This is a genomic window from Seonamhaeicola sp. ABD4_340 (assembly GCF_056312135.1).
On record NZ_CM149981.1, the window covers coordinates 1,912,078 to 1,936,513 of the forward strand.

Annotated in this window: 23 protein-coding genes; 10 read left to right on the plus strand and 13 right to left on the minus strand. The window is 32.4% G+C overall.

Going from position 1 to position 24,436, the window contains the following annotated elements; all coding sequences use genetic code 11:
* Positions 1–70 precede the first annotated feature (70 nt).
* Complete coding sequence (dnaG, locus tag ACYX4H_RS08280) at positions 71–2,029, plus strand: DNA primase (protein ID WP_476235784.1); 1,959 nt, start codon at positions 71–73, stop codon at positions 2,027–2,029.
* On the opposite strand, the gene ACYX4H_RS08285 is transcribed toward dnaG, so the two are convergent.
* Together ACYX4H_RS08285 and nadE are read right to left on the minus strand one after the other, a co-directional pair.
* The gene (locus ACYX4H_RS08285) at positions 2,024–2,656 is read right to left on the minus strand and encodes a response regulator (RefSeq protein WP_475294513.1); all 633 of its coding nucleotides are present in this window, start codon (positions 2,654–2,656) and stop codon (positions 2,024–2,026) included. The genes dnaG and ACYX4H_RS08285 overlap by 6 nt on opposite strands.
* A 96-nt stretch (positions 2,657–2,752) precedes the next feature.
* Positions 2,753–3,541, minus strand: coding sequence for an NAD(+) synthase (gene nadE / locus ACYX4H_RS08290; protein WP_476235785.1), 789 nt, complete (start codon positions 3,539–3,541; stop codon positions 2,753–2,755).
* A gap of 74 nt (positions 3,542–3,615) precedes the next feature.
* Between nadE and gldB the strand changes: the two genes are divergently transcribed.
* Together gldB and gldC are read left to right on the plus strand one after the other, a co-directional pair.
* Positions 3,616–4,596 (plus strand): gliding motility lipoprotein GldB, encoded by a 981-nt coding sequence (gene gldB / locus ACYX4H_RS08295; protein WP_476235786.1) that lies wholly within the window; start codon positions 3,616–3,618, stop codon positions 4,594–4,596.
* Positions 4,596–4,931, plus strand: a complete 336-nt coding sequence (gene gldC, locus ACYX4H_RS08300; RefSeq protein WP_476235787.1) for a gliding motility protein GldC — start codon at positions 4,596–4,598, stop codon at positions 4,929–4,931. The genes gldB and gldC overlap by 1 nt, the downstream gene beginning before the upstream one ends.
* Here gldC and ACYX4H_RS08305 read toward each other — a convergent pair whose 3' ends face one another.
* The 9 genes from ACYX4H_RS08305 to ACYX4H_RS08345 all read right to left on the minus strand — a co-directional run bounded on the left by ACYX4H_RS08305 (position 4,932) and on the right by ACYX4H_RS08345 (position 14,049).
* A complete protein-coding gene (locus ACYX4H_RS08305) occupies positions 4,932–5,339 on the minus strand; it encodes a GNAT family N-acetyltransferase (RefSeq protein ID WP_476235788.1) in 408 nt (135 codons plus the stop codon).
* Positions 5,326–5,952 carry a peptide deformylase gene (gene def, locus ACYX4H_RS08310; protein ID WP_476235789.1) on the minus strand — a complete coding sequence of 209 codons (627 nt, stop codon included), beginning with the start codon at positions 5,950–5,952 and terminating at the stop codon, positions 5,326–5,328. Before def ends, ACYX4H_RS08305 begins: the two co-directional genes overlap by 14 nt.
* Before the next feature lie 32 nt (positions 5,953–5,984).
* On the minus strand, positions 5,985–7,262 hold the full coding sequence (rodA, locus tag ACYX4H_RS08315; protein ID WP_476235790.1) for a rod shape-determining protein RodA: 1,278 nt from the start codon (positions 7,260–7,262) through the stop codon (positions 5,985–5,987).
* Positions 7,262–9,199, minus strand: a complete 1,938-nt coding sequence (mrdA, locus tag ACYX4H_RS08320) for a penicillin-binding protein 2 (RefSeq protein ID WP_476235791.1) — start codon at positions 9,197–9,199, stop codon at positions 7,262–7,264. The genes rodA and mrdA overlap by 1 nt, the downstream gene beginning before the upstream one ends.
* A complete protein-coding gene (locus tag ACYX4H_RS08325; RefSeq protein ID WP_476235792.1) occupies positions 9,196–9,702 on the minus strand; it encodes a rod shape-determining protein MreD in 507 nt (168 codons plus the stop codon). The genes mrdA and ACYX4H_RS08325 overlap by 4 nt, the downstream gene beginning before the upstream one ends.
* Entirely contained in the window at positions 9,695–10,507 is an 813-nt protein-coding gene (mreC, locus tag ACYX4H_RS08330; protein ID WP_476235793.1) for a rod shape-determining protein MreC, read from the minus strand. The genes ACYX4H_RS08325 and mreC overlap by 8 nt, the downstream gene beginning before the upstream one ends.
* An 11-nt stretch (positions 10,508–10,518) precedes the next feature.
* Complete coding sequence (locus tag ACYX4H_RS08335) at positions 10,519–11,547, minus strand: rod shape-determining protein (RefSeq protein ID WP_475294503.1); 1,029 nt, start codon at positions 11,545–11,547, stop codon at positions 10,519–10,521.
* Positions 11,548–11,880: 333 nt separating this feature from the next.
* Positions 11,881–13,413 carry a bifunctional phosphoribosylaminoimidazolecarboxamide formyltransferase/IMP cyclohydrolase gene (gene purH, locus ACYX4H_RS08340; RefSeq protein WP_476235794.1) on the minus strand — a complete coding sequence of 511 codons (1,533 nt, stop codon included), beginning with the start codon at positions 13,411–13,413 and terminating at the stop codon, positions 11,881–11,883.
* Positions 13,414–13,590: 177 nt separating this feature from the next.
* A complete protein-coding gene (locus ACYX4H_RS08345; RefSeq protein ID WP_476235795.1) occupies positions 13,591–14,049 on the minus strand; it encodes a GAF domain-containing protein in 459 nt (152 codons plus the stop codon).
* A 68-nt stretch (positions 14,050–14,117) separates the two neighbouring features.
* Between ACYX4H_RS08345 and xrtF the strand changes: the two genes are divergently transcribed.
* From xrtF to ACYX4H_RS08380, 7 genes are all read left to right on the plus strand, one after another.
* On the plus strand, positions 14,118–14,666 hold the full coding sequence (gene xrtF / locus ACYX4H_RS08350) for an exosortase family protein XrtF (protein ID WP_476235796.1): 549 nt from the start codon (positions 14,118–14,120) through the stop codon (positions 14,664–14,666).
* Positions 14,659–15,093: an exosortase F system-associated membrane protein gene (locus tag ACYX4H_RS08355; protein ID WP_476235797.1), complete on the plus strand. Its 435-nt coding sequence runs from the start codon at positions 14,659–14,661 to the stop codon at positions 15,091–15,093. Before xrtF ends, ACYX4H_RS08355 begins: the two co-directional genes overlap by 8 nt.
* A 65-nt stretch (positions 15,094–15,158) precedes the next feature.
* A complete protein-coding gene (locus ACYX4H_RS08360; RefSeq protein ID WP_476235798.1) occupies positions 15,159–15,572 on the plus strand; it encodes an HYC_CC_PP family protein in 414 nt (137 codons plus the stop codon).
* Positions 15,573–15,644: 72 nt separating this feature from the next.
* Entirely contained in the window at positions 15,645–17,885 is a 2,241-nt protein-coding gene (locus tag ACYX4H_RS08365; RefSeq protein ID WP_476235799.1) for a TonB-dependent receptor plug domain-containing protein, read from the plus strand.
* A 90-nt stretch (positions 17,886–17,975) separates the two neighbouring features.
* Complete coding sequence (locus ACYX4H_RS08370; protein WP_476235800.1) at positions 17,976–18,323, plus strand: heavy-metal-associated domain-containing protein; 348 nt, start codon at positions 17,976–17,978, stop codon at positions 18,321–18,323.
* Between the two features lie 24 nt (positions 18,324–18,347).
* Positions 18,348–19,631, plus strand: coding sequence for a cryptochrome/photolyase family protein (locus tag ACYX4H_RS08375; protein ID WP_476235801.1), 1,284 nt, complete (start codon positions 18,348–18,350; stop codon positions 19,629–19,631).
* Between the two features lie 111 nt (positions 19,632–19,742).
* On the plus strand, positions 19,743–22,202 hold the full coding sequence (locus ACYX4H_RS08380) for an endo-1,4-beta-xylanase (RefSeq protein ID WP_476235802.1): 2,460 nt from the start codon (positions 19,743–19,745) through the stop codon (positions 22,200–22,202).
* A 93-nt stretch (positions 22,203–22,295) separates the two neighbouring features.
* Here the strand turns inward: ACYX4H_RS08380 and groL are convergent, their stop codons facing one another.
* Together groL and ACYX4H_RS08390 are read right to left on the minus strand one after the other, a co-directional pair.
* Positions 22,296–23,927, minus strand: coding sequence for a chaperonin GroEL (gene groL, locus ACYX4H_RS08385; RefSeq protein ID WP_476235803.1), 1,632 nt, complete (start codon positions 23,925–23,927; stop codon positions 22,296–22,298).
* A 103-nt stretch (positions 23,928–24,030) separates the two neighbouring features.
* Positions 24,031–24,306: a co-chaperone GroES gene (locus tag ACYX4H_RS08390; RefSeq protein ID WP_475294493.1), complete on the minus strand. Its 276-nt coding sequence runs from the start codon at positions 24,304–24,306 to the stop codon at positions 24,031–24,033.
* Between the last annotated feature and the right edge of the window lie 130 nt (positions 24,307–24,436).

The window sequence follows — 24,436 nt, forward strand, 5'->3', positions numbered from 1 at the left end:
TGTGAAATAATTTTCATTTTACAAATCAATTCTTAAATAGTATTTTTACAAACACTTTAAATTTTGTGTATTGATTTCAGCAGCTTCCATAGATCAAGTATTTGAAACCGCCAGAGTAGAGGAGGTTATAGGTGATTTTGTAAACCTAAAAAAAGCAGGTAGTAATTTCAAAGGGCTTAGCCCGTTTAGTGATGAGCGTACCCCAAGTTTTATGGTATCGCCAGTAAAACAAATTTGGAAAGATTTTAGTACTGGTAAAGGCGGTAATGTTGTAGCTTTTTTAATGGAACATGAACATTTTACATATCCTGAAGCTATAAAATATTTAGCTAAAAAGTATAACATTGAAATTGAAGAAACCCAACAAAGTAATGAGCAAAAAGAAGCTGCAAATGAGCGTGAAAGTTTGTATCTGGTAAGTGAATTTGCAAATGATTATTTTCAGCGTATACTTACCAAAACAGATCAAGGTAAATCTATTGGGTTAAGCTATTTTAAAGAACGTGGCTTTACCAATGAAACCATAAAAAAATTCAATCTTGGTTATTCTCTAGATCAGTGGCAAGCGTTTACAGATGAGGCTTTAAAAAATGGCTATAATATTAATTATTTAGAAAAAACAGGACTTACCATTGTAAAGCCAGATAAACATTTTGATAGGTTTAAAGGCCGTGTTATGTTTCCTATAAAAAGTATGAGCGGACGTGTTTTAGGCTTTGGCGGGCGCATACTTACAAACGATAAAAAAGCCGCAAAATATTTAAATTCACCCGAGAGTGATATTTATCATAAAAGTAAAGTGCTTTACGGTATTTATAATGCCAAACAAAGTATTTCAAAAGAAGATAACTGTTTTTTAGTAGAAGGTTATACTGATGTTATTCAATTTCATCAAACAGGCATTAAAAACGTAGTATCATCATCTGGTACCGCATTAACTTCAGAGCAAATTAGACTGATAAACAGGCTTACAAAAAATATTACTGTTTTATTTGATGGTGATGCAGCAGGTATGCGAGCATCATTACGTGGTATAGATTTAATTTTAGAGCAAGGTATGAATGTTAAGGTTTGCAGCTTTCCTGAAGGCGAAGACCCCGATAGTTTTGCAAGACAAAATACCTTGGAAGAATTAACCGAATATTTAGCAAATAACGCTAAAGATTTTATACAGTTTAAAGCTAATATTTTACACCAAGACAGCCAAGGAGACCCCATTAAAAAGGCCGAAACTGTTAGAGATATTGTAAATAGTATTTCTAAAATTCCTGATAGAATTAAAAAAGAAATATACATACAAGAGTGTGCTAGAATAATGGATATTAGTGAAGAGGTTTTATTTAGCACCTTAGCGCAAATTGATAAAAAAGAGCAACAAGAAACAGGTAAACAAGTAAAGCAACAACAAAAAGCTTTTGAAGTAATAAAACACCAACAACCTGTAAAAAAGGTAGATGTTCAATATTTATTGGAACGAAAAATTATTGAAATTTTATTACTATACGGAGATAGAACCGAAGATTTTGAAGATTTAGTTTTAAAAGAAAATGAAAAAGGTGATTTAATTTTAGAACCAGTAATACAACAAGCACGTGTTTTTGAAAAGGTGTTTTTAGATTTGCAAGATGATGAAATGCAATTTTCAAATACCCAGTTTAAAGATATTTATTACACAGTAATAGATAACCTTAACCAAAATGAAAATTTTGATTTAAGAACCTTTATTAATAGTGTAGATCAAGATACATCAAACGCTATTACTACTATTTTAATGGATGATGAAAAACATGCCCTTGCAGATTGGAATAGGGTAGAAATATATCCAAAAGAAAAAAAAGATAGTGTTGCTCAACTAGTAAGCGAAACAATTTTAAGCCTGCGTTGCTTTTTAATAGACCAAAAGGTTAAGGAGTTTCAACAAGAAACGTTACAAAACAAAGGTGATGTAAATAGAAATATTCTTGAGGAAGTAAAAGAATACTCAGGCTTAAAAATGTTATTATCTAGAAAACTAAACAGAGTTTTATAACTGTTCTGCTAGTTTAGCTTGGTTTACTAAATCAACTAAATTAGTTACTTTTAATTTACGCATTAAACGCGCTTTGTAAGTACTAACCGTTTTTTCGTTAATATCAAGCTCTTTTGAAATTTCTTTATTCTTTTTACCAATGGTTAAAAGTTTTAAAACTTCAGCTTCTCTAGTTGATAATTTTTTGTAAAAAGTACCACTGCTTCTGCCAACACGGTTGCCAAAAGCAAGTTGTTGGGTTAATTCGTTACTTAAATAAATACCGCCATCATGCACTTTGGCAATGGCTTCACTTATTGTAATAACGTTTACAGTTTTTGAAATGTAACCAGAAGCGCCTGCTTTAATGGCATTTATGGCATAAACTTCTTCTGGTTGCCCGCTAAATAGTATGGTTTTAACTTCAGATTGCTCATTTTTTAAATGGCGCAAAATGGTTAATCCATTTAACTTAGGAAGATCTGTTTCTGTTAAAAGAATATCTACTGAATTCTTCTTAATGAAATCTAATGCGGCTTCGCCGTCATCTACACTACCAACAATTTTTATGTTGGGTGACGCAGAAAAGAGAACTTCAAGTCCCTTTCTGGTAATTGGATGGTTGTCTGCTATTAATAATTTTATCATAATGTGGTTGTTTTTGCATAATTTTTTGAGAGATAATGATTACATTGAGAGATTATGCATCGGTAAAAGTAGTAATTTATTTATAATTGTACAAATTTACTTCAAATCACTAGGAATAGTACAAACTGGTATTGGTACCATTTTGTGTTTATTACTTCGGTTAAAACGTTTATAAATTTTAAAAACTTCAAGTTTTCTACCTTCAAAATCATTATCTGTTTTACCTTCATCATCCATTTGCATAGCCCATTCTAGTTCTGGGTAAGTGGCACCAATTTGGTCTTCATCACTTCTTGCATCACCAAATAAACCATCACTTGGGGCTGCTTTCATAATAGATTCGGGTACTTTTAAAAAGTCGCCAATGTTATATACTTCAGATTTTAAAAGATCAGCAATAGGGCTTAAATCTACACCGCCATCACCGTATTTTGTGTAAAAGCCAACCCCAAAATCTTCTACTTTATTACCTGTGCCAGCAACCAAAAGTTTGTATAAACCAGCATAGTAGTATAAGGTTGTCATGCGTAAGCGAGCACGGGTATTTGCTAAAGCCATATCTACAGTGGCTTGGTTGCCTTCTAAAGATACTTCGGTTTTAAATTCTTCAAAAACAGGTGTTAAATCGGCTCTGGTATCGCTAACATTATCATAACGCTTTTTAAGTTGTAAAATATGTTCTTGCGCTCTACTTACATGGCTTTCGGCTTGATGTATTGGCATTTCAACAACTAAAACTTGTAAGCCAGTTTCAGCACATAATGTAGATGTTACGGCAGAATCTATGCCGCCAGAGACACCAACAACAAAACCGTTTACACCAGCATTAGTAGCGTAATCTTTCAACCAATTTACAATATGTTTAACAACTTTTTCTGTTTGCATATTAAATGAATTTAATTCTAAGAATAGTACCTTTGCAAACAAAAATAAACCAAACACTCTATTAATAAAAATTTATGCTGACTAAGTTTTGTAAGAATTGTTTTTTATTGTTTTCACTTGTCATTATGTTCATTTTATCGTGTAAACAAGATTATACACTTAAAAATGAGATAGCAAAAATTAATACTAATATTGAAATTGAAAGGTTTGATAAGCATTTTGCTAAAACTAATGAAACTAATTTAGCTGATTTAAAGCAGGCGTATCCGTTTATGTTTTCAGAAAAATTTAAAGATTCATTTTGGATTGCAAAAGCACAGGATACCTTGCAACAAATGTTATATAATGAGGTAGATAAGGCGTTTTCTAATTTTAATACTACTGAAACTGAAATAGAGAAACTTTTTAACCATATAAAATATTATTTCCCTGAGTTTAATCCGCCACGTGTAATTACAACAACTAGTGATGTTGATTACAGAAACAAAGTTATAGTAACAGATACTATTGCAATTATAGCTTTAGATAATTATTTAGGCAGTGAACACGAGTTTTACGCCAATATACCACGATTTATTACGGCTAATTTAGAAAAAGAACAAGTGGTGGTAGATTTAGCTACAGAATATGCTAAGAAATATATATTTCAAACAGCAAACAAAACATTGCTAGATGAAATGATTTATTTTGGCAAACAACTCTACTTTAAAGATGTTGTTTTGCCTTTTAAAACTGAAGCTCAACGTATTGGCTATACCCAAGTTCAGCTAGATTGGGCAACAGCTAATGAAAGTGATGTTTGGCGTTATTTTGTTGAGCGTGAATTACTTTTTAGTACAGATGCTAAATTGCCAAGTCGTTTTATAAATCCGGCGCCATTTACCAAATTTTATTTAGAAGGTATTGATGCTAATTCACCCGGTAGATTGGGCCAATATATTGGTTGGCAAATTGTAAAAGCATACATGGAGCAAAATGATGTAACCCTAAAAAAAATGCTAATTACAAGCCCCGAAGAAATTTTTAATAACACTAAGTTTAAACCCAAAAAATAATGGCAAAAACACATACTTCTAAAATAGAATTAAATGTTGAATTAGATGAAAACCGTGTACCCGAAAAACTATCATGGTCTGCACAAGATGGCGGTATAAATAACGAAGAAGCTAAGGCAATGATGCTTAGTGTTTGGGACTCTAAAGCGCAAGAATCTTTACGTATAGATTTGTGGACTAAAGATATGCCTGTTGATGAAATGAAAGTGTTTTTTCATCAAACATTAGTATCAATGAGTGATACGTTTAAAAGAGCAACGCAAGACGAAAAAATGACAGCTACAATGAAAGATTTTTGCGATTATTTTGCAGAAAAATTAGAGTTAAAAAAATAGCTACAAGTTTCGCTTCATAATTATATACGTAATGCCTCCTTTTTCAAAAGTTTCATCGGTTTCTTTTAACCTGAATTTTTTGTAAAAGGAGGTTTTATCTTTTCTAGCATTACACCATATTTCTTTAAATTGGTTTTGTTTAGCATATTCAAAAACATGTGCTAATAATTGTGAGCCGTAACCTTTACCTTGGTGTGTTTGTAGTGTTGCAAACTTTCTAAATTGTAGCGTATGAGCTTCAGTAAACAATGATACTACCGAAACTAAGGTGTTGTTTATAAACAAGCCAAAATGTATTGCTGTTTCATCATTGGGCAACTCAACATAAGCTGTAGGTTTGTTTGGCCTCATAACTTTATGCCTTATAGCAATGGTTTCAAAAGCTTCAATAGGCTTAATTACTATCATTTTCCTGGTCTTTTTCAAGATGATCTAAATACAAAATACCGTTTAAATGATCTATTTCATGTTGAAAAATTACCGATGTAAAACCAGTTACGGTTTCAGTTTTGTGTTCGGCAGTAGGTGTGTCGTATTCAATGTTTATAGAAAGAGAACGGCTATTTAAAGTATCTGTTCTATTGGGTATAGATAAACAACCTTCTCTAACAGTTTGTGTTTTTTTTGAGTAGCTAGTAATTTTTGGGTTTAAATACACTTCAAAAGGCATATGTTCTTTATCAAAGCGTTGCACCCAAATAATATTTTTTAAAATACCAACTTGCGGCGCTGCAATACCAACGCCTAAACTCATGCTGTCTCTAACTGTAGCGTATAAACGTTTTATAAATTTTTGCTGAATTGCGTTTTTAGGATCAGGTTTTATATAAGTGCTTTTAGTTCTTAATAATAAAGAATCTTTTGTGTTAGTAATTTTAAAAACACGCATAGGTTTTGTATCACTAGAATTAGAAATTAATTCAATTTCAGATTTAGAAAAGCGGCCATTAGTAACATGTTTTGCTCCAGAGCATCCAATAATTGTAAATACGGTTAAAAGTATTAAAAGGTATTTTTTCATTTTGATTAAGCTCTTGAAAACAGTATTCAATATTACCATTCGTTAATTCTGTTAGAATCTAGTTTTATAAATATAAAAATTAGAATTGTGAAGGCCCAAAGCCCAGAGCCACCATAGCTAAACATGGGTAACGGAATACCAATAGTTGGTATTAAGCCCATAACCATGCCAATATTTATAAAAAAGTGAATAAAAATAATAGATGCCACACCATAACCATAAATTCGGCTAAATTGCGATTTTTGTAGTTCGGCTAGGTGTAAAATTCTAAGTAGAAGTAACACAAAAACAATAACTACAAATGATGTACCTAAAAAACCCCATTCTTCACCAACAGTACTAAAAATATAATCGGTGTGTTGTTCTGGTACAAATTTCCCCGTAGTTCTGGTGCCTTCAAGGAAGCCTTTGCCTTTAAATCCGCCAGAGCGGATGGCTTTTTCAGATTCGTTTAAGTTGTAAGCAAATGTTTTTTTCATAGCCTCTAACTTAGCAGGATCTTTTTCTAACCTAAGCCATAAGCTAATTCTGTCTTGCTGATGAGGTTTTAATACACTTTTGTAGAAAAAATTAACACCAAAACTTAAGCCAGAAGCCAAAAGTAGTATAAATAGTGCTTGTATTAGGTTTAATTTTTTTTTGTTGAAAAAGTAATAGGTGAAAATTAAAATTGAAGCTATTATTATAGTTACAATAGCGCCAAATTTTAAAGCTAAAATAGCAAGGATAATAACCGAAATACCTATGGCTAAATAAAATTTAGGTAAGCCTTCACGATATAAAACAAAAAAGAAAGCACCGTAAACTATGGTACTACCAGTATCATTTTGCAATAATACTAAAACGGCTGGTGTAATTATAATGGCAAACGTTCTTATTTGGTCTTTAAATTTCTTAATATCAGTATTTAAATCGCTAATATATTTTGCAACAGCTAAAGCAGTGGCTGTTTTTGCAAATTCACTAGGTTGAATAGTGAAGCTTCCAATAGCGTACCATGATGTAGCACCGTTTACATTTTTTCCAAAGATGAATAAACCAACTAATGATATCATTGAAAATATGTAAATAACACTAGAAAATCGTTCGTAAAATTTAGCATCAAAAGCTAGTAATAGTACAATTAACACAAGGGTTAAAAATATAAAGGCAAGCTGTTTACCAAAGGGTTGCGAAAAATCAAAGTAGTTTATTGTGTCTCCAGTATGAGAAGCCGATAAAATATTTAACCAACCAAAACCAACGAGTAATAAAAATAGAATAATGGTTATCCAATCAAATTTAAAATGTCTATTTGTGTCTCTTAGCATTATGGGGTTTTGCTTTCTATGTGGTTTAAATGTTGTTTTAAGCGCTTATACTCATTATCATCAACAAATTGAAATGATGTTTGGCCATTAATTTTAAACGGCTCGCCAGAGTAAGGTTTTGCGTATTCGTTTTCTAAAGTATGTTTTAAAAGCCATTCTTCTAAATCTTTTCTTGTAGTGTAGCCTTTTATGTGTTTTTCTATCATTAAACTGGCTACTTTACCAGCATAACGGCTTCCCCAATAGCCGTTTTCAACAAATACAGCTATAGCAATTTTAGGGTTTTCTTTAGGGGCAAATGCCACAAAAATAGAGTGGTCTGTTAACTGTGTTTTTGTACTATCAATTATTGCAAAATTCTCTACAGTACCCGTTTTTCCACAAATATCAATATCTTTTATTTGCAGAGACTTTGCAGTACCATTTTTGTAAACTTGATACATCCCTTCAATAACAGGCTCAAAATGTTGTTTATCAATAGTGGTATATTTGCGTTCTGTAAAGCGGTTTGGCACATCTTCACCCTTAATAGCTTTTATTATATGCGGTGTGTAATAATAACCACGGTTTGCAATAGCAGCAGCCATATTTGCTAATTGTATAGGTGTTGTAGCAACTTCACCTTGGCCAATGGCATTTGAAATAGTATATGTTGAATAAAATGTTTTTGGATATATGTATTTGTAATAATCTCTATCTGGAATGCGCCCTTTTTGTCCAACGTACAAATCGTTATTTAAAAAATTACCTAAACCAAAGCTTTTGGCATGACTACTCCATCTGTCAATACCTTCAGAAGCGTTATTGTTTTTATCTAAAATCTTCCTGTAAGTAGTTGCAAAATAGGCGTTGCAAGATTCTTGTATACCCGATATTAAATTATTTCTTCTGCCAATATAACAGTGACATTTCATAAACCTATTACCATAACGGTAACCGGCATAACAAGTTACTTTATCGTGTGGTGTTATAACGCCTTCTTGCAAGCCTATTAAAGCATTCATGAGTTTAAATGGCGAACCAGGTTCATATACGCCTTGTAAACTTCTGTTAAAAAGTGGTTTTGCAATAGAATCGTTATATAGTTTTGTGAAATTTTTAGAGCGTTTTCTGCCAACTAACATGTTGGGGTTGTAGGTTGGAGCTGCTACCATGGCTAGAATTTCACCCGATGCAGGTTCAATAGCAATAACACCACCGCGTTTATTTTGCATAAGAAGTTCTCCGTACTCTTGCAGTTTAGCATCAATGGTAATATGTATGTCTTTACCTTGTTTTGGTAGTGTATCAAACTTGCCGTCTTTGTACGGACCTATGTTACGGTTAAAGCGGTCTTTTTGAATAAACTTGATGCCTTTTACGCCTCTTAGAATATCTTCGTATGATGCTTCAACACCTTGTTTACCAATAAGGTCACCCATTTTGTAGTAAGGTTGTTGCTCTATAATACGTTGGTTAACTTCGCCAATATCACCTAAAACATTAGCGCCAATAGAGCGTTGGTAGTGGCGTAAAAAACGTTTTTGAATATAAAAACCTTCAAACTTGCGCATTTTTTCTTGTAAAACGGCATAGTCTTCTTTTGATAAATGCGATAAAAATACTGATGGCAGCCTAGGCGAGTAGTTTCTTGCTTTAGCAAATGTTTTTAAAAAGCGTTCTTTATCAATTTTTAACAGTTTACAAAACTCAGTAGTATCTAAAGGTTTTACTTCTCTAGGAATAATCATAACATCGTATGATGGTTGGTTAGATACTAAAAGCTCTCCGTTTCTGTCATACACAAAGCCACGTTTGGGATAGTCGTACACTTTTCTAATAGCATTATCACTATACAAATCTTGACCATTAAAGGAATAAATTTGTAAGTAAAATAACCTTGAAATAAATACTAACCCAACAAGAATTATAGATCCAAAGAGTAAAAATTGCCTCATTTAGTTTTTCTACTAAAAATGATAGATAAAATTATGCTTAAAATTACTGTAAATATACCACAGAATAACGTTTTTTGAAGTATTAAAATTGTTTTTGAAATGCTAAAAAATTCTAAAGAAAACAAAATGAAGTGGTGTGCAAATGTTAAAAGTATTACATAACTAATTTTAGGGCCAAAATCTATTGTTGAAAAACGTATGGTTTGGTGTTCATATAAAGTACCAAAAGACCACCTTAAAAGCAGCGGCCTTACATAGGCTATAAAAACACTGGCCGCGGCATGCATACCACCCGAGTCTAAAAACATATCAATAGTTAAACCAATTAAAAAACTCACAAAAATAAGAGTTAACCTATTGTCTTTAACCGGAAAAAACGCAATAAATAAAATATAAACGTAAGGGTTTATGTAGCCGTAAAAATTTATATTATTAAAAATAATTATTTGGGCTAGCACTAGCACAACAAACCTGCTTATATTTAGTATTAAAGCGCTATTCATTTAACAGATTGTTTATTTCTTGTTTGTATGCGTTTTCAATAATATAAACATGTTCAAGGTTAGTCATGTCATTAAATAAGGTAATGTTAATTTCATAAAAGTTTTCGGCAACATCTTTTTCAAAATCTTTCACAATACCAATACCAATATTTTTTGGAAATATTGATGAACGCCCTGATGTAATTATGGTATCGCCAATGTTTACTCTTGCGTTCACAGGAATATCAATTAATTGAACGGTTGCTGGGTTTTGCCCGTTCCAGGTTAATGTACCAAAGTGGTTAGATTTTTTTAACTGAGCACTTATTTTGTTAGTGGTGTTTAAAATTGAAATTACGGTTGCAAAGTTATTACTTGTTTTATCAATAATTCCAATAATACCTTTTGAACTTATAACACCGTAATCTGGCTTTATGCTATCGTTTGCACCTTTATTAATAAGTAAAATATTGTCTTTGGTTGTGTAGCTGTTTTTTATAATACTTGCAGAATAAAACTTGTACGCTGTGCCAAATTTGGTAGAATCAATAAAGGTAGAATCTACATTTAAATTGCTATTAAAAAGTAAATTTCTGAGGCGGTTGTTCTCTTGGGTTAATAATTCGTTTTGCGTTTTTAAGTGTAAATATTGGCTAATGTTGTTAACTGAATTATACACGCCGCCACTAACAAAATTAGCAGAATTTACAAACTTGCTTTTATGGTAAGAGTGTGATTGAATGGTAAATACCAACGACACTAAAAATAGCAACAAGAACAACAGAAAGTTTTTGTTCCGTATTATAAAATTTATAATTTGTTGCATGTGTTAACCTCCTATTTTATCAATACACTTTTGTATTTAGGTAAGTTTTTAAGTGTAATACCAGTACCTCTAACAACAGCACGTAATGGGTCTTCGGCAATATAAACAGGTAAATCTGTTTTTTGCGATAAACGTTTGTCTAAACCACGTAGCATAGAGCCACCACCGGCTAAATAAATACCAGTATTGTAAATATCGGCAGCCAACTCTGGTGGAGTTTGCCCAAGTGTTTCCATAACGGCATCTTCAATTCTTAAAATAGATTTATCTAAAGCTTTAGCAATTTCTCTAAATGAAATTGAAACCTGTTTAGGTTTACCTGTTAATAAATCGCGCCCTTGTACGCTCATATCTTCAGGAGGTAACTCTAAATCTTCGGTAGCAGCACCAATTTGAATTTTTATTTTTTCAGCAGTACGCTCACCAACATATAAATTGTGTTGCGTACGCATGTAGTAAACAATATCGTTGGTAAATACATCTCCTGCAATTTTAACCGATTTATCGCACACAATACCACCCAAAGCAATAACCGCAATTTCGGTAGTACCACCACCTATATCAACCACCATATTTCCTTTAGGTTGCATAATATCAACGCCAATACCAATAGCGGCAGCCATAGGCTCGTGTATTAAGTAAACCTCTTTTCCATTAACACGTTCAGCACTTTCTTTAACCGCACGCATTTCAACTTCAGTAATGCCCGAAGGAATACAAATAACCATTCTAAGTGCTGGTGTAAAAAACTTCTTTTTTAAAGCCGGTATGTTTTTAATAAACATACTAATCATTTGTTCTGAAGCATCAAAATCTGCAATCACACCATCTTTCAACGGGCGAATCGTTTTAATGTTCTCATGGGTTTTACCTTGCATTAAATTAGCCTCTTGGCCAACTGCAATTATTTTGTTATTAACTCTATCTCTAGCAACAATAGATGGTGCATCAACAACAACCTTGTCGTTATGTATAATAAGCGTATTTGCAGTACCTAAGTCTATAGCAATTTCTTCGGTTAAGAAATCAAAAAATCCCATGTATTTCCTGTGGTTTTATTGCGTTAGTATATGAAATCTTGTAAATGTACTAAAAGTTGATAAAAGATTGCATGCGTTAAGTGCCTAAAAATTATAATATTTTTAGGCACATTAAAGTTATACGTTTTTTATCTCATTTCAGACTTTTTGTATTTAAAATTTGGGCGTTACCTAAAGGTCGGGCTTTTCACTATATCTTTTTAAAATATTAGTTTAACTAAGTGTGTTTTTACTATGCATTGGCAACGTTTTGCAAGTAAAACAGCTTATTTTAATGGTTTTAAAAAGGATGCCGTTGCAATCCCTAACGCCTTTGTTTGTTGTGGTTAGTGCTTAGTGTTTAAAATGGCGTGTACCCGTCATAACCATAGCCACATCATTATCATTACAATAATCAATGCTAAGTTGGTCTTTAATAGAACCACCTGGTTGAATAACCGATGCTATACCAGCATTTTTAGCAATTTCTACACAATCTGGAAACGGAAAAAACGCATCACTAGCCATAGCAGCACCATTTAAATCAAACTCAAAAGAATTAGCTTTGTGTATAGCTTGTTGCAATGCATCAACACGGCTTGTTTGCCCTGTTCCGCTAGCGCATAATTGTTTTCCCTTTACCAGTACAATGGTGTTAGATTTTGTGTGCTTACAAATTTTTGATGCAAATAATAAATCTTCAACCTGCTCTGGTGTTGGTGCTAAATTTGTAACAGTTTTTAAATCTTCGGCTTTGTCTGTAACGTTATTTCTGTCTTGTAATAAAACACCATTTAAACAACTTCTTACGTTCATTTTAGGCATTTCAACATCATGAATTTCAAGTAAAATTCTGTTTTTCTTTCCTTTTAATAACTCTAAAGCTTCAGCATTAAAAGAAGGCGCAATAACTACCTCACAGAATAATTTGTGAATTTCTTCGGCGGTAGCCAAATCAATTTCAGTATTACTAATTAAAACGCCTCCAAAAGCAGAAACTGGATCACCAGCCAAAGCATCAACGTAGGCTTTATGAAGTGAGTCTCTTTGTGCTAAACCGCAAGCATTATTGTGTTTTAAAATGGCAAATGTTGGTGCATCGTTTTTAAATTCTAACATTAAATTAACGGCTGCATCAACATCTAAAAGGTTATTGTAGCTTAACTCTTTGCCATGTAATTTTGTGAATAACTCATCAAAGTTTCCAAAGAAAAAACCTTTTTGGTGTGGGTTTTCACCGTAGCGTAATACTTTGCCTTTAGTTTCACTTACTTTTAAAGCGGCTATTTCATGGTCTTGGTTAAAATAGTTAAAAATAGCAGAATCATAGTGCGAAGACACGTTAAAAGCTTTGGCTGCAAAACGCTTTCTATCAGCTTCGGTTAGTGTGCCGTTTTTATCTGTAATTAATTCTAGAAATTCAGCATAATCATCAACAGATGATACGCAAATTACATCGGCATAATTTTTAGCAGCGGCTCTAATTAAAGAAATACCACCTATATCAATTTTTTCAATAATATCTTGGTTGCTAGCACCCGATGCTACTGTTTTTTCAAAAGGGTATAAATCTACAATTACAACATCAATTTGTGGGATTTCGTATTCAACTAATTCAGCAACATCAGAGTCGTTATTTTGTCTGTTTAAAATACCACCAAAAACCTTTGGGTGTAGTGTTTTTACACGTCCGCCAAGTATTGATGGGTAAGATGTTACATCTTCAACAGGAACAACATTTATTCCTAAGTCATTAATAAATTTTTCGGTACCACCTGTAGAATAAATGGTTACACCTTGCTCATTTAATTTTTTTACAATGGGCTCTAAGCCATCTTTACTAAATACAGAAATTAAGGCAGACTTGATTGTTTTTTCGTTGCTCATTAGTGTTGTGTTGTTTAAAAATTGAGAGTTTTTAGTTAGTTTTTGTAATAAATTGCAAAAGTACTCAAAATCATTAAATAACAAACTAATGGCTTGTGTAAAATAGACCTATTTTTTAACTAAACAGGTAAGTTGTTAACAGTTGTGATGTGTTAAATTTTAAGTTGTGTTTGGGGTTTATGCAAGTATTGTGGCTACTTGTTGGCAAACGTATTCTAAAAAACGTTCGTCTGCTTGGGTAAATGGGTCTGGTGTATTAGAGTCTATGTCTATTTGCCCAATATTTTCACCATTCACAAAAATAGGCACTACAATTTCTGCTTTTACGGTTATACTACAGGCAATGTAATTATCTTGAGCAGCTACATCTGGTACTACAAAATTTTCATTGCTAACAGCTACTTGCCCGCAAATACCTTTACCAAACGGAATTACGGTATGGTCTGTTGGCGCACCAACATAAGGGCCTAAATGTAGTTCTTTTTTATCAGCTTTAGCAAAATAAAAACCAACCCAGTTGTAATATGCAATGTGTTTTTCAAGTAATTCGCAAATGTTTAATAAACGTTGGTTTGTTGTTTTTTCGGTGTTAGAAATTATAGCGTCTACCTGTGGTTTTAATGTTTCAAAAATCATAAATAAAAAAGTTTTGGCAAAAGTATTTAAAAAGGTGTAATTTCGGTATTTAGTATTCCTAATTTTTTGTGAAAACACTTTTGGTAAAATACAGGTCGGTTTTAACATTCATCCTTACATTTTTGGTTGTTTATGTTGGGCTTTCATTTTTATACAACTGGTATTTAAGTGTTTCAGAAAGTTTAAATTATTACCCAGATTATATAACACATTTAGTGGCAATGCAAACAGAACAATTATTAGCTAGTTTGGGGTATAATGTACAAATGTTGCCACACCCTAATGAACCATCAATTAAAGTAATTTTAAATGGAAATTATTTAGCTAGAGTAATAGAAGGCTGTAATGCCGTAAGTGTTATTATTTTATTTGTAAGTTTTATTATTGCGTTTTCTAGCAAGTTAAAAACAACATTGGTGTTTTTGTTTGCAGGAAGTGTTTTAATTTATGTGGTTAATTTATTAAGAATTGTATTATTAAGTATGGGTTTGTATCATTACCCGCAATATGAGCATGTATTACACACCGTAGTATTTCCGGCCATTATTTATGGTATGGTGTTTTTGCTTTGGGTGTTTTGGGTAAACCGTTTTTCAAAAACAAGCACGCATGCATAAAACCCTAAAATATTTGGTGTTATTTATGCTTTTTACTTTACTTGTTTTAGTAAGAGCTTTTGAAGAGCAGTTGTTTTACGACCCATATTTGCTGTTTTTTCAAAACGATTATTTATACATTGATAGCCCAAGGCGTGAAATTGCAAAACTTTTAGCATTTACAACATTGCGCTACACTATTAACACAACATTATCAATAGCCATTTTATATGTGGTTTTTAAAGATGCAAGTGTGGTGAAATTCTCCAGCCTGTTGTATGCAGTTGCTTTTGTGGGGCTCATGTTGTTATATAGTTATTTTGTAATTAACCCAAAACAAGAAGATTATTACATGTTTTTTAATGTGCGCCGTTTTTTAATCCAGCCTATATTTTTAATATTACTACTACCAGCATTTTACTATAATAAGTTGAAAAAGCGCACTTAAAAAATGTTAATCATTTAATAAAACAACCTGGGTGTGCGCATACTTTTGTATTTTTGTTTTAAGTTATGATAAAACAGTTATTATATAAAAGTTTTTGTGCAACTTTAGCATTGTTAGTGTTGGTTTCTACAGTATCTTTTACTGTTGAAAAACATTATTGTGGCGATGTTTTAATTGATGTGTCTTTATTTACCGATGCCAACAAATGTGCAGGTATGGAAATGCAAGGGCAAACTTCAGAAGAAATAACAAAAAAATCATGTTGTAAAGATGAAATTCATGTTGTTGAAGGGCAAGATCATCTTTTTAAATCTTTCTCTGATTTAGATTTTCAACAGCAATTATTCATAGCATCATTTGTTTATACATTTTATAATTTTAGTGAAAGTTTACCAAAACAAACAGTGCCTCACAAAAATTATTCTCCACCAAAATTAATATCCAATATTTTAGTTTTAGACCAAGTTTTTTTGATTTGATTTAATAGTGTTTTTTCAATTTCAGCAAACGCTGTAAATAACCAAAAAAATTATTTTAAATTAAATAAAAAAATGAAACAACTATTATACGTGTTGTTTTTAATACCATTAATATTTAGCGCACAACAGCAAATTAATGGTGTAATTTTAGAAGCAAACACCCAAAATAAAAATATAAGAATAGCAGGTACTAATGTATATTGGCTAGGTACAGATGTTGGTACTGTTACTAATATTGATGGTGAATTCTCCCTTCAATATAAAAAAGAATACAGTAAACTAATTATAAGTTATATAGGTTACAAAACAGATACCTTAATTATAAAAGCACCCAAAACAATTAAACATTATTTGCAGCCAACAGATAATTTAAAGGCCGTAACTGTAACCTCAAGAAAACAAGCAACTGCAAAGTCATACATGCAGGCCACCAATACTTTTACGGTAAGTAGTGACGAGTTGCTAAAAGCAGCCTGCTGTAATTTATCTGAAAGTTTTGAAACCAACCCATCAATTGATGTAAATTTTGCCGATGCCGTTACAGGCACCCGCCAAATAAAAATGTTAGGGTTAACAAGTCCGTATATATTAATAACTACTGAAAATATTCCGTCTATTCGTGGGGCTTCGCAAGCGTTTGGGTTAAGCTTTGTTCCGGGTACTTGGGTAGAAAGTATTCAGGTAACCAAAGGAGCAGGCAGTGTTGTTAATGGTTTTGAAAGTATTGCAGGCCAAATAAATACAGAACTTGTAAAACCATCTATAGACAACAAGTTGTTTGTTAATTTATACGGTGCAAGTAGTGAACGTATGGAGCTTAATACGCATATAAACACAAAGGTTTCTAATAAATGGCATACAGGTTTGTACGTACATGGCAACACACACCAAGCTAAACACGATGTAAATGACGATGGTTTTTTAGATATGCCACTTTACAACCAAGTAAACATTATGAACCGTTGGCAATACACTAATGCCCAAAAAGGCTTTGTGAGTTTTATAAATTTGAAGTTTTTAAATGACGAAAAACAAGCTGGTGAAGTAGATTTTAACCCTAATAACGATAAATTAACAACAAACCATTGGGGAAGCGAAATAGATACCAGGCGTTACGAAGTTTCAGCAAAATTAGGCTACGTAAACCCAGAAATTCCATGGCAAAGTATTGGTGTGCAAACCGCTTTTAGTAGCCATGAGCAACAATCGTATTTTGGGTTGAATACCTATAATATAACCCATAATAGTTTGTATGCTAATGCTATTTATAACTCTATAATTTCAGACTCTAGGCATAAAATTAAAACAGGCGTTAGCTATACGTATGATAATTATGACGAGCTTGTTAATACTACAAATTATGAGCGTAAAGAACAATCTGTAGGAGCATTTTTTGAGTATAATTATGATAACTTAGAGCAACTAAACGTAACTGCTGGCGTTCGTGTAGATCATCATAACTTACTAGGTACTTTTGTTACACCAAGGCTACATGCCAGATATTCACCTTGGAGCAAATCGGCCTTTAGGGCATCGGTTGGTCGTGGTAAACGTAGTGCTAATATTTTTGCTGAAAACCAAAATATATTTTCAACATCAAGAAATATTAATATTTTAAATACCAATGGCGAAATTTATGGTTTAGACCCCGAAATTGCTTGGAATTACGGCATATCGTATTTACAAGGTTTTAATCTCTTTGGAAGAAAAGCCGATGTTACTTTTGATTATTATAAAACCGATTTTAAAAATCAAATTGTTGTAGATTTTGAAAACCCGCAAGAAGTGAATTTTTATAATCTTGAAGGCAATAGTTACGCTAATAGCTTTCAAATAGAAGTAAATTATAACCTTTTTGAAGGTGCTGATTTTAGAACCGCCTACAAATATTATGATGTTAAAACAGATTATAAATCTGGAACATTAGAAAAACCACTAACACCTAAACACAGGTTTTTTGCAAATTTAGGCTATGTAACTAATAGAGGAGAAGGCGCGCGTAGCCGCTGGAAGTTTGATGTTACATTTAACTGGTTAAGTAGCCAAAGATTTACGTCAACATTAAGTAATCCATCTCAATACCAATTGCCAGAATACACACCAACATTAGCAACCTTAAATGCGCAAATAACAAAAGTGTTTTCTCCTAAATTTGAAGTATATTTAGGTGGCGAAAACATTACAAATGTAAGGCAATCAAATCCTGTTTTAGGGGCCAATGACCCTTTTGGTGCAAATTTTGATACCACATTTGTATACGGCCCAATTTTTGGCAGCATGTATTACGCGGGGTTACGTTTTAAAATTAAATAGTAGCTATCGTCCTAATAAATGAGTGAATTAATAAAAGAAATAATTTAAATAGATTTTCGCTTCCGCGGAAATAAAAAAAAGAAAATAATCATGAAAAAAATACTAACATTAGCATTAATGCTAACTGCAACAATTACATTTTCACAAAACAAAAATGCAAGAGCCAGTTTAGAGGTTGATGGCGTTTGCATGATGTGTAAATCACGCATTGAAAAAGCAAGCTTAAATACAAAAGGTGTAAAATCTGCATTATGGAATGTAAAAACACACGAGCTTAAATTAATTTTTGATGAACGTAAAACCAATGTAGAAACTATTGAAGCCAACATATTAGCTGTAGGGCACGATGTGAAAGATAAAAAAGCAACTGATGAAGCATACAATTCAGTACATCCATGTTGTAAATATCGTGATACAGAGGTGAAAGACGCACATTAGTAATAAAAACAGATAACAAATTTTATGGATAGTATTTCGGTATTTTGGTTTAGAAGAGATTTAAGATTACACGATAATACGGCATTAAACAAAGCACTTTCTGGTAAGCAGAAGGTGCTTTGTCTTTTCATTTTTGATGAACATATTTTAAATGAATTGCCTGAAAATGATGCCAGAGTTAGTTTTATTCATGATCAATTGAAGCATGTAAATGAAGAACTTAAAAATTATAAATCTTCGCTTTTAGTTTTAAAAGGAAAACCGCTTGAAATATGGAAAGAATTAACTAAGAAATATAAAGTAGACGCTGTTTTTGTAAATAAAGATTATGAGCCATACGCACGCAATAGAGATACTGAAGTGGCTAAATTTTTAAATGAAAACAATATTACTTTTAATACAAGCAAAGACCAAGTAATACATGAAGAAAATGATGTATTAAAAAACGATGGCAAGCCATACACGGTTTATACACCTTACAAAAATAAATGGTTATCAGTTTACAAAGCTCAAAAACCAGAAGCATTATCAAATACAGCTAATTTTTTAAATAAAACACATGATTTTCCAGAGTTAAGTACCATTGGTTTTAAAGGTTCTGCCATAAAAGTAAAAGCATACAATCTTGATAATTTAAATGTTTATAAAGAAAAACGTGATTTTCCTGATGCCGATATTACCAGTTATTTAAGTCCGCATTTACGTTTTGGTACGGTAAGCGTAAGAGAAATAATTAGTAAGTTGAGTGAAGAAAATAGCGTGTTTTTAAGTGAATTAATTTGGCGTGAATTTTTCATGCAAATATTGTATCATTTTCCTAAGGTGGTTACTGAAAATTTCAAATCGAAATATGATGGTGTTCAATGGCGTAATGATAAAACAGATTTTAAAAAATGGTGTGAAGGAAAAACGGGTTACCCAATGGTTGATGCAGGTATGCGCCAATTAAATGAAACGGGCTATATGCATAACCGTGTAAGAATGATAACTGCAGGTTTTTTATGCAAGCATTTGTTAATAGATTGGAAATGGGGCGAAGCCTATTTTGCTAAAAAACTGTTAGATTATGAGTTGGCAACCAATAATGGTAACTGGCAATGGGCCGCAGGTACTGGTTGTGATGCGGCGCCTTATTTTAGAATATTTAATCCTATTGAGCAATTAAAAAAGTTTGATAAAGATTTGGCTTATGTAAAACAATGGATTCCAGAATTTGGAACTGCGGACTACCCTGAACCTATAGTGGAACATAAATTTGCTAGAAAACGAGCTTTAGAAACTTATAAGCTTGGTTTAGAGGTAGTGTAAAAAAGTTAAGGCTTAGTTTAAACCAAATAGATTTATAAAAGTCTAAACCATAGGTTTGGACTTTTTTATGCATTCTACCAAAGATAATACTAACTTAACTAATTTTTTATTATGAAGAACAAAGCAAATATCATTCAGCAGTTATTAATTTTTTACGTACTTATAAATTCAAATTATTTTTTAGCCCAAGCTGAATACGATATTTACGGAGGACGAGTAGATTTACCAATTAAAGAAGGAACAGGTTTTTTTAATCTTGGAAAAATAGGAGATAAAGATTTTTTGGTAACACCAGAAGGGCATGCTTTTAAAGCTATTGGAGTTAACCATACGCACATGGTGAATTCTGGAAATTATGATAAAATTATAGAAAATATTAAATCTTTAGGGTTTAATTCTGGAGATTATCAAGGGCCGCATTGGATGTGGCATAAAATTCCTCATACAAAAGGGGTGAATTTATTAGAAACATCTATTTGGCTTTCAAGAGATAAGCTACATTTTGTAGATGTTTTTGATTCTCAATTCTTAAAAACTCTTGAAGCTAAAATAAATCGCACTGTCACTCCTCAGGTGAATAATAAAATGCTAATTGCCTATTTTTTAACAGACGTTCCCGTTTGGAATATTAAGAAAAAGGATAAAGGTTGGATAGATTTTTTTAAGTCTCTAAATAAAGATGCGCCTGGAAAAATAGCTTTTGAAAAGTGGAAAAAAGAAAACCCCAATAAACCAGAAGACAATTTTATTCCAATAATAGCAAGACAAATATATTCTAAAGGAACAGAATTCATTAAGAAATACGACAAAAACCACCTGATATTTTCAGATAGATACTATGAGAATCATTTTCCGAAAAAGGTTGCTCAAGAGGCACTACCTTTTGTAGATGGTATTGCTATTCAACCCAAAAATTTTCTTGATTTTAGTTTTTTTGATGATATATATAAAACGTTTAAAAAACCCATTTTTATTGCAGATCATGTAACATCTTATGCCACAAAAGAGCATTCAAACACTATGGGACAGGTGGCTACAAATGTTAAAGATTACTTCAAATACTATAGTAAAAGTGTTAATCAAGCAATGTCTAAGCCTTACATTGTAGGGTATAATAAATGCCAGTATAAAGATGAAATTAAGAAAACTCAATTAAAACAGGGGTTGTATAATGTTAAAGAAGAACCTTATCCGTATGTGCGTAATTTGAAAGAAATTCATCAAAGCGCTATAAAAAAAGCTTATGCAGTGCCAAAAGTTGCAAAACATTTAGATAGTTATGGACTACAAGATTGGGGACCATATGAAACGGTGAAACAAGAGGCTGTTAATCGTATAGAAAAAAATAGAAAAGGAAACATTCATTTAAAGATAAAACTTCCAAATAATAAGATTGCTTCTAATGTAAAAGTAAAAGCAATACTAAAAAAACATAAATTTAAATGGGGTGCCGTAGTTAAAGAAAGTTTTGCAAATTCACCATATTCAGAAAAGTACAAAGAAATTTTTCTAAAATATTTTAATGCTTCTGGGTTTACAGTGGCTCTTAAACCTAAATTTAGAAATTCACCTAGAGAAAAAACTGCAGAAAACATAATTATGCCATGGTTTTTAGATAATGATATTTACGTTAGAGGGCATACATTAGTTTGGGAAGGGTTTAATTTTATGAGGCCTGAAGATAAGGCAGTATATAAAAACCCAGCTTTGTCAGATAAAGAGAAAGGAGAACAGTTATTAGAGTCTTGTAGTAAGCATTTTTACCATGCTATACCTAAATGGAATGTAAATTGTTGGGATGTAAGTAATGAGTCTCTCGCTAATAACACAATTAATAACCTGTTACCAAATACTGATACGCATGTGGGGTGGTTTAAATTAGCAGACAGTTTAAGAACCGTTTATAATAAAAAGAATGTTGTATTATATCAAAATGATTACCAAGTTATTTCTGGTATTGCGCCTTGGGTATTGAATTTTAGAAAAAAAGGTTATAAAGGTGTTGGTAGAGTTGCGGTTTATCGAGAAACCTTAGAAAAACAAATAGCTTTAGGAGCTCCTATAGAAGGCATCGGATTTCAATCACGTATTAAGTATGGTAAGATTACACCAGATACTATATATAACCGTCTGTGCAATTTTGATAAATTTAATCTTCCATATCAAGCAACCGAATTCGAGATAAGAGATGTTCAGAAAAAATACGTTTATACCGATGAAGAAAGACGATTAATTACAGAATATATGATGATTATGTATTTTAGTCACGCTAAGGTAAACGGATTTTGGCATTGGACATTTGCTGATGGAAGGAAAGAAAACTTAGATTATCCATTATTTAACTTTGATGGTACACCAAAAGTAAATGGAGAAAAATGGATAGAACTTATGGAAGGGTTTTTAAATACTGAAGAGATTATTGAAACTACTGCATCTGGTGAAATAGACTTGCGCGGATATTTTGGTAACTATGAAATTATTGCTGAAGTTAATAAAAAACTATACACAGGAACATTTGTAATTGATACTGGCATAAATGAAACCCAAGAAGTAAATTTAGAAATGAAATAAAAAAAAACGCTTTTCTAAATCAGAAAAGCGTTTTTAAAAATATTAATGTTTCTCACAGCATATGAGTGAGATATTATCTATAGCAATTTGCTATTACATCATACCTGGCATACCACCGCCACCCATTGGAGGCATTGCAGGGGCGTCTTCTTTAATATCAATTAAAGCACACTCGGTAGTTAAAATCATACCGGCAACAGAGGCAGCATTTTCTAAAGCAATACGTGTTACTTTTTTAGGGTCAATAATACCAGCTTTAAGCATATCTACATATTCTTCAGATTTTGCATCGTAACCAAAATCTTTTTTACTTTCAAGTACTTTGTTTATTACCACAGAGCCTTCACCACCAGCATTTTCAACAATTGTACGTAAAGGCGCTTCAATAGCTTTATTTACAATTTGTACACCAGTAGTTTCATCTAAATTAACAGTTTCAAGTTTTGCTAATACTGCTTTAGCTCTTACTAGTGCAACACCACCACCGGCAACAATACCTTCTTCAACAGCAGCACGAGTTGCATGTAAAGCATCATCAACACGGTCTTTTTTCTCTTTCATTTCAACTTCAGAAGCAGCACCAACATAAAGCACAGCAACACCGCCAGCTAATTTAGCTAAACGTTCTTGAAGTTTTTCTTTATCATAATCTGAAGTAGTGGTTTCAATTTGAGCCTTTATTTGATTTACACGTGCTTTAATAGCTTCTGCATCACCATTACCATTTACAATTGTAGTATTGTCTTTATCAACAGTTACTGTTTCAGCAGTTCCTAACATTGATAAATCAGCGTTTTCTAAAGTAAATCCTCTTTCTTCAGAAATTACTGTTCCGCCAGTTAAAATAGCTATATCTTCAAGCATAGCTTTACGTCTGTCTCCAAATCCTGGAGCTTTTACAGCAGCAATTTTTAAACCGCCACGTAATTTATTAACAACTAAAGTAGCTAAAGCTTGCCCATCAACATCTTCTGCAATGATTAATAACGGACGACCAGATTGTGCAACTGGCTCTAAAATTGGAAGGATTTCTTGTAAGTTAGAAATCTTTTTATCAAATAATAAAATGTACGGATTTTCTAAATCTGCAATCATTTTATCAGAATCTGTTACAAAATAAGGTGATAAATACCCTCTGTCAAATTGCATACCTTCAACAACATCAACGTATGTATCCATTCCTTTGGCTTCTTCAACAGTAATAACACCTTCTTTTCCTACTTTGGTAAAAGCTTGAGAAATTAATTCTCCAATAGTGTCATCATTATTTGCAGAAATTGCGGCAACTTGTTTTATTTTTTCTGAAGAATTACCAACCTCTTGTGCTTGTGCCTCAAGATCTTTAGTAATAGCTTCAACCGCTTTGTCTATGCCGCGTTTTAAATCCATTGGGTTTGCCCCAGAAGCTACGTTTTTTAAGCCTTCTTTTACAATAGCTTGAGCTAAAACGGTAGCAGTAGTTGTACCATCACCAGCTAAATCGTTGGTTTTGCTTGCTACTTCTTTTACCATTTGTGCACCCATGTTTTCATGAGCATCTTCTAACTCAACTTCTTTTGCTACAGATACACCATCTTTAGTAATGTGAGGTGCGCCAAAGCTTTTAGAAATTATTACGTTACGCCCTTTTGGACCTAAAGTTACTTTTACTGCATTTGCTAATGCATCAACACCACGTTTTAATCCGTCGCGTGCGTCTATATCAAATTTTATGTCTTTTGCCATTTTTTTAATTTTTAGCTTTTTGCCTTTAGCTGTTCGCTATTGGCTTTTAAGTTTATTGATTAATTTTTAGGAGCTAGAAGCCAAGGGCCAATAGCCAAAGTTTTTATACAATTGCAAGTATATCGGTTTCTCGCATAATTAGGTAATCTGTACCTTCTAATTTCAATTCTGTACCGGCGTATTTACCATATAAAACGGTATCACCAACCTTAACAGTAATAGGTTCGTCTTTGGTGCCAGGTCCGGCAGCAACAACAGTTCCTTTTTGTGGTTTTTCTTTTGCATTATCTGGAATGATAATACCCGATGCTGTTTTGGTTTCAGCTGCAGCAGGTTCAATAACAACTCTGTCTGCTAAAGGTTTAATGTTTAAGCCCATTTTGTATATAGTTTTTATAAAATTAATATTGTTTAACGCCTTAGTGTTAAGCTAAAAATGTGCCAATGGTGTATAACTGACAAACTTTCAGATTACGGTGTTTTGGAAATTATAAGGCATAAAAAAAGCC

Bases quoted from the DNA above. Each gene is read 5' to 3' on its own strand.
- rodA (WP_476235790.1), bottom strand. From the start codon at position 7,262: ATGCTAAGAGACACAAATAGACATTTTAAATTTGATTGGATAACCATT.
- gldB (WP_476235786.1), top strand. From the start codon at position 3,616: ATGCTGACTAAGTTTTGTAAGAATTGTTTTTTATTGTTTTCACTTGTC.
- purH (WP_476235794.1), bottom strand. From the start codon at position 13,413: ATGAGCAACGAAAAAACAATCAAGTCTGCCTTAATTTCTGTATTTAGT.
- nadE (WP_476235785.1), bottom strand. From the start codon at position 3,541: ATGCAAACAGAAAAAGTTGTTAAACATATTGTAAATTGGTTGAAAGAT.
- mrdA (WP_476235791.1), bottom strand. From the start codon at position 9,199: ATGAGGCAATTTTTACTCTTTGGATCTATAATTCTTGTTGGGTTAGTA.
- ACYX4H_RS08285 (WP_475294513.1), bottom strand. From the start codon at position 2,656: ATGATAAAATTATTAATAGCAGACAACCATCCAATTACCAGAAAGGGA.
- ACYX4H_RS08390 (WP_475294493.1), bottom strand. From the start codon at position 24,306: ATGGGCTTAAACATTAAACCTTTAGCAGACAGAGTTGTTATTGAACCT.
- ACYX4H_RS08345 (WP_476235795.1), bottom strand. From the start codon at position 14,049: ATGATTTTTGAAACATTAAAACCACAGGTAGACGCTATAATTTCTAAC.
- ACYX4H_RS08365 (WP_476235799.1), top strand. From the start codon at position 15,645: ATGAAACAACTATTATACGTGTTGTTTTTAATACCATTAATATTTAGC.
- mreC (WP_476235793.1), bottom strand. From the start codon at position 10,507: ATGCAACAAATTATAAATTTTATAATACGGAACAAAAACTTTCTGTTG.
- ACYX4H_RS08325 (WP_476235792.1), bottom strand. From the start codon at position 9,702: ATGAATAGCGCTTTAATACTAAATATAAGCAGGTTTGTTGTGCTAGTG.
- ACYX4H_RS08335 (WP_475294503.1), bottom strand. From the start codon at position 11,547: ATGGGATTTTTTGATTTCTTAACCGAAGAAATTGCTATAGACTTAGGT.
- ACYX4H_RS08380 (WP_476235802.1), top strand. From the start codon at position 19,743: ATGAAGAACAAAGCAAATATCATTCAGCAGTTATTAATTTTTTACGTA.
- groL (WP_476235803.1), bottom strand. From the start codon at position 23,927: ATGGCAAAAGACATAAAATTTGATATAGACGCACGCGACGGATTAAAA.
- gldC (WP_476235787.1), top strand. From the start codon at position 4,596: ATGGCAAAAACACATACTTCTAAAATAGAATTAAATGTTGAATTAGAT.
- def (WP_476235789.1), bottom strand. From the start codon at position 5,952: ATGAAAAAATACCTTTTAATACTTTTAACCGTATTTACAATTATTGGA.
- ACYX4H_RS08370 (WP_476235800.1), top strand. From the start codon at position 17,976: ATGAAAAAAATACTAACATTAGCATTAATGCTAACTGCAACAATTACA.
- ACYX4H_RS08375 (WP_476235801.1), top strand. From the start codon at position 18,348: ATGGATAGTATTTCGGTATTTTGGTTTAGAAGAGATTTAAGATTACAC.
- ACYX4H_RS08355 (WP_476235797.1), top strand. From the start codon at position 14,659: ATGCATAAAACCCTAAAATATTTGGTGTTATTTATGCTTTTTACTTTA.
- ACYX4H_RS08360 (WP_476235798.1), top strand. From the start codon at position 15,159: ATGATAAAACAGTTATTATATAAAAGTTTTTGTGCAACTTTAGCATTG.
- ACYX4H_RS08305 (WP_476235788.1), bottom strand. From the start codon at position 5,339: ATGATAGTAATTAAGCCTATTGAAGCTTTTGAAACCATTGCTATAAGG.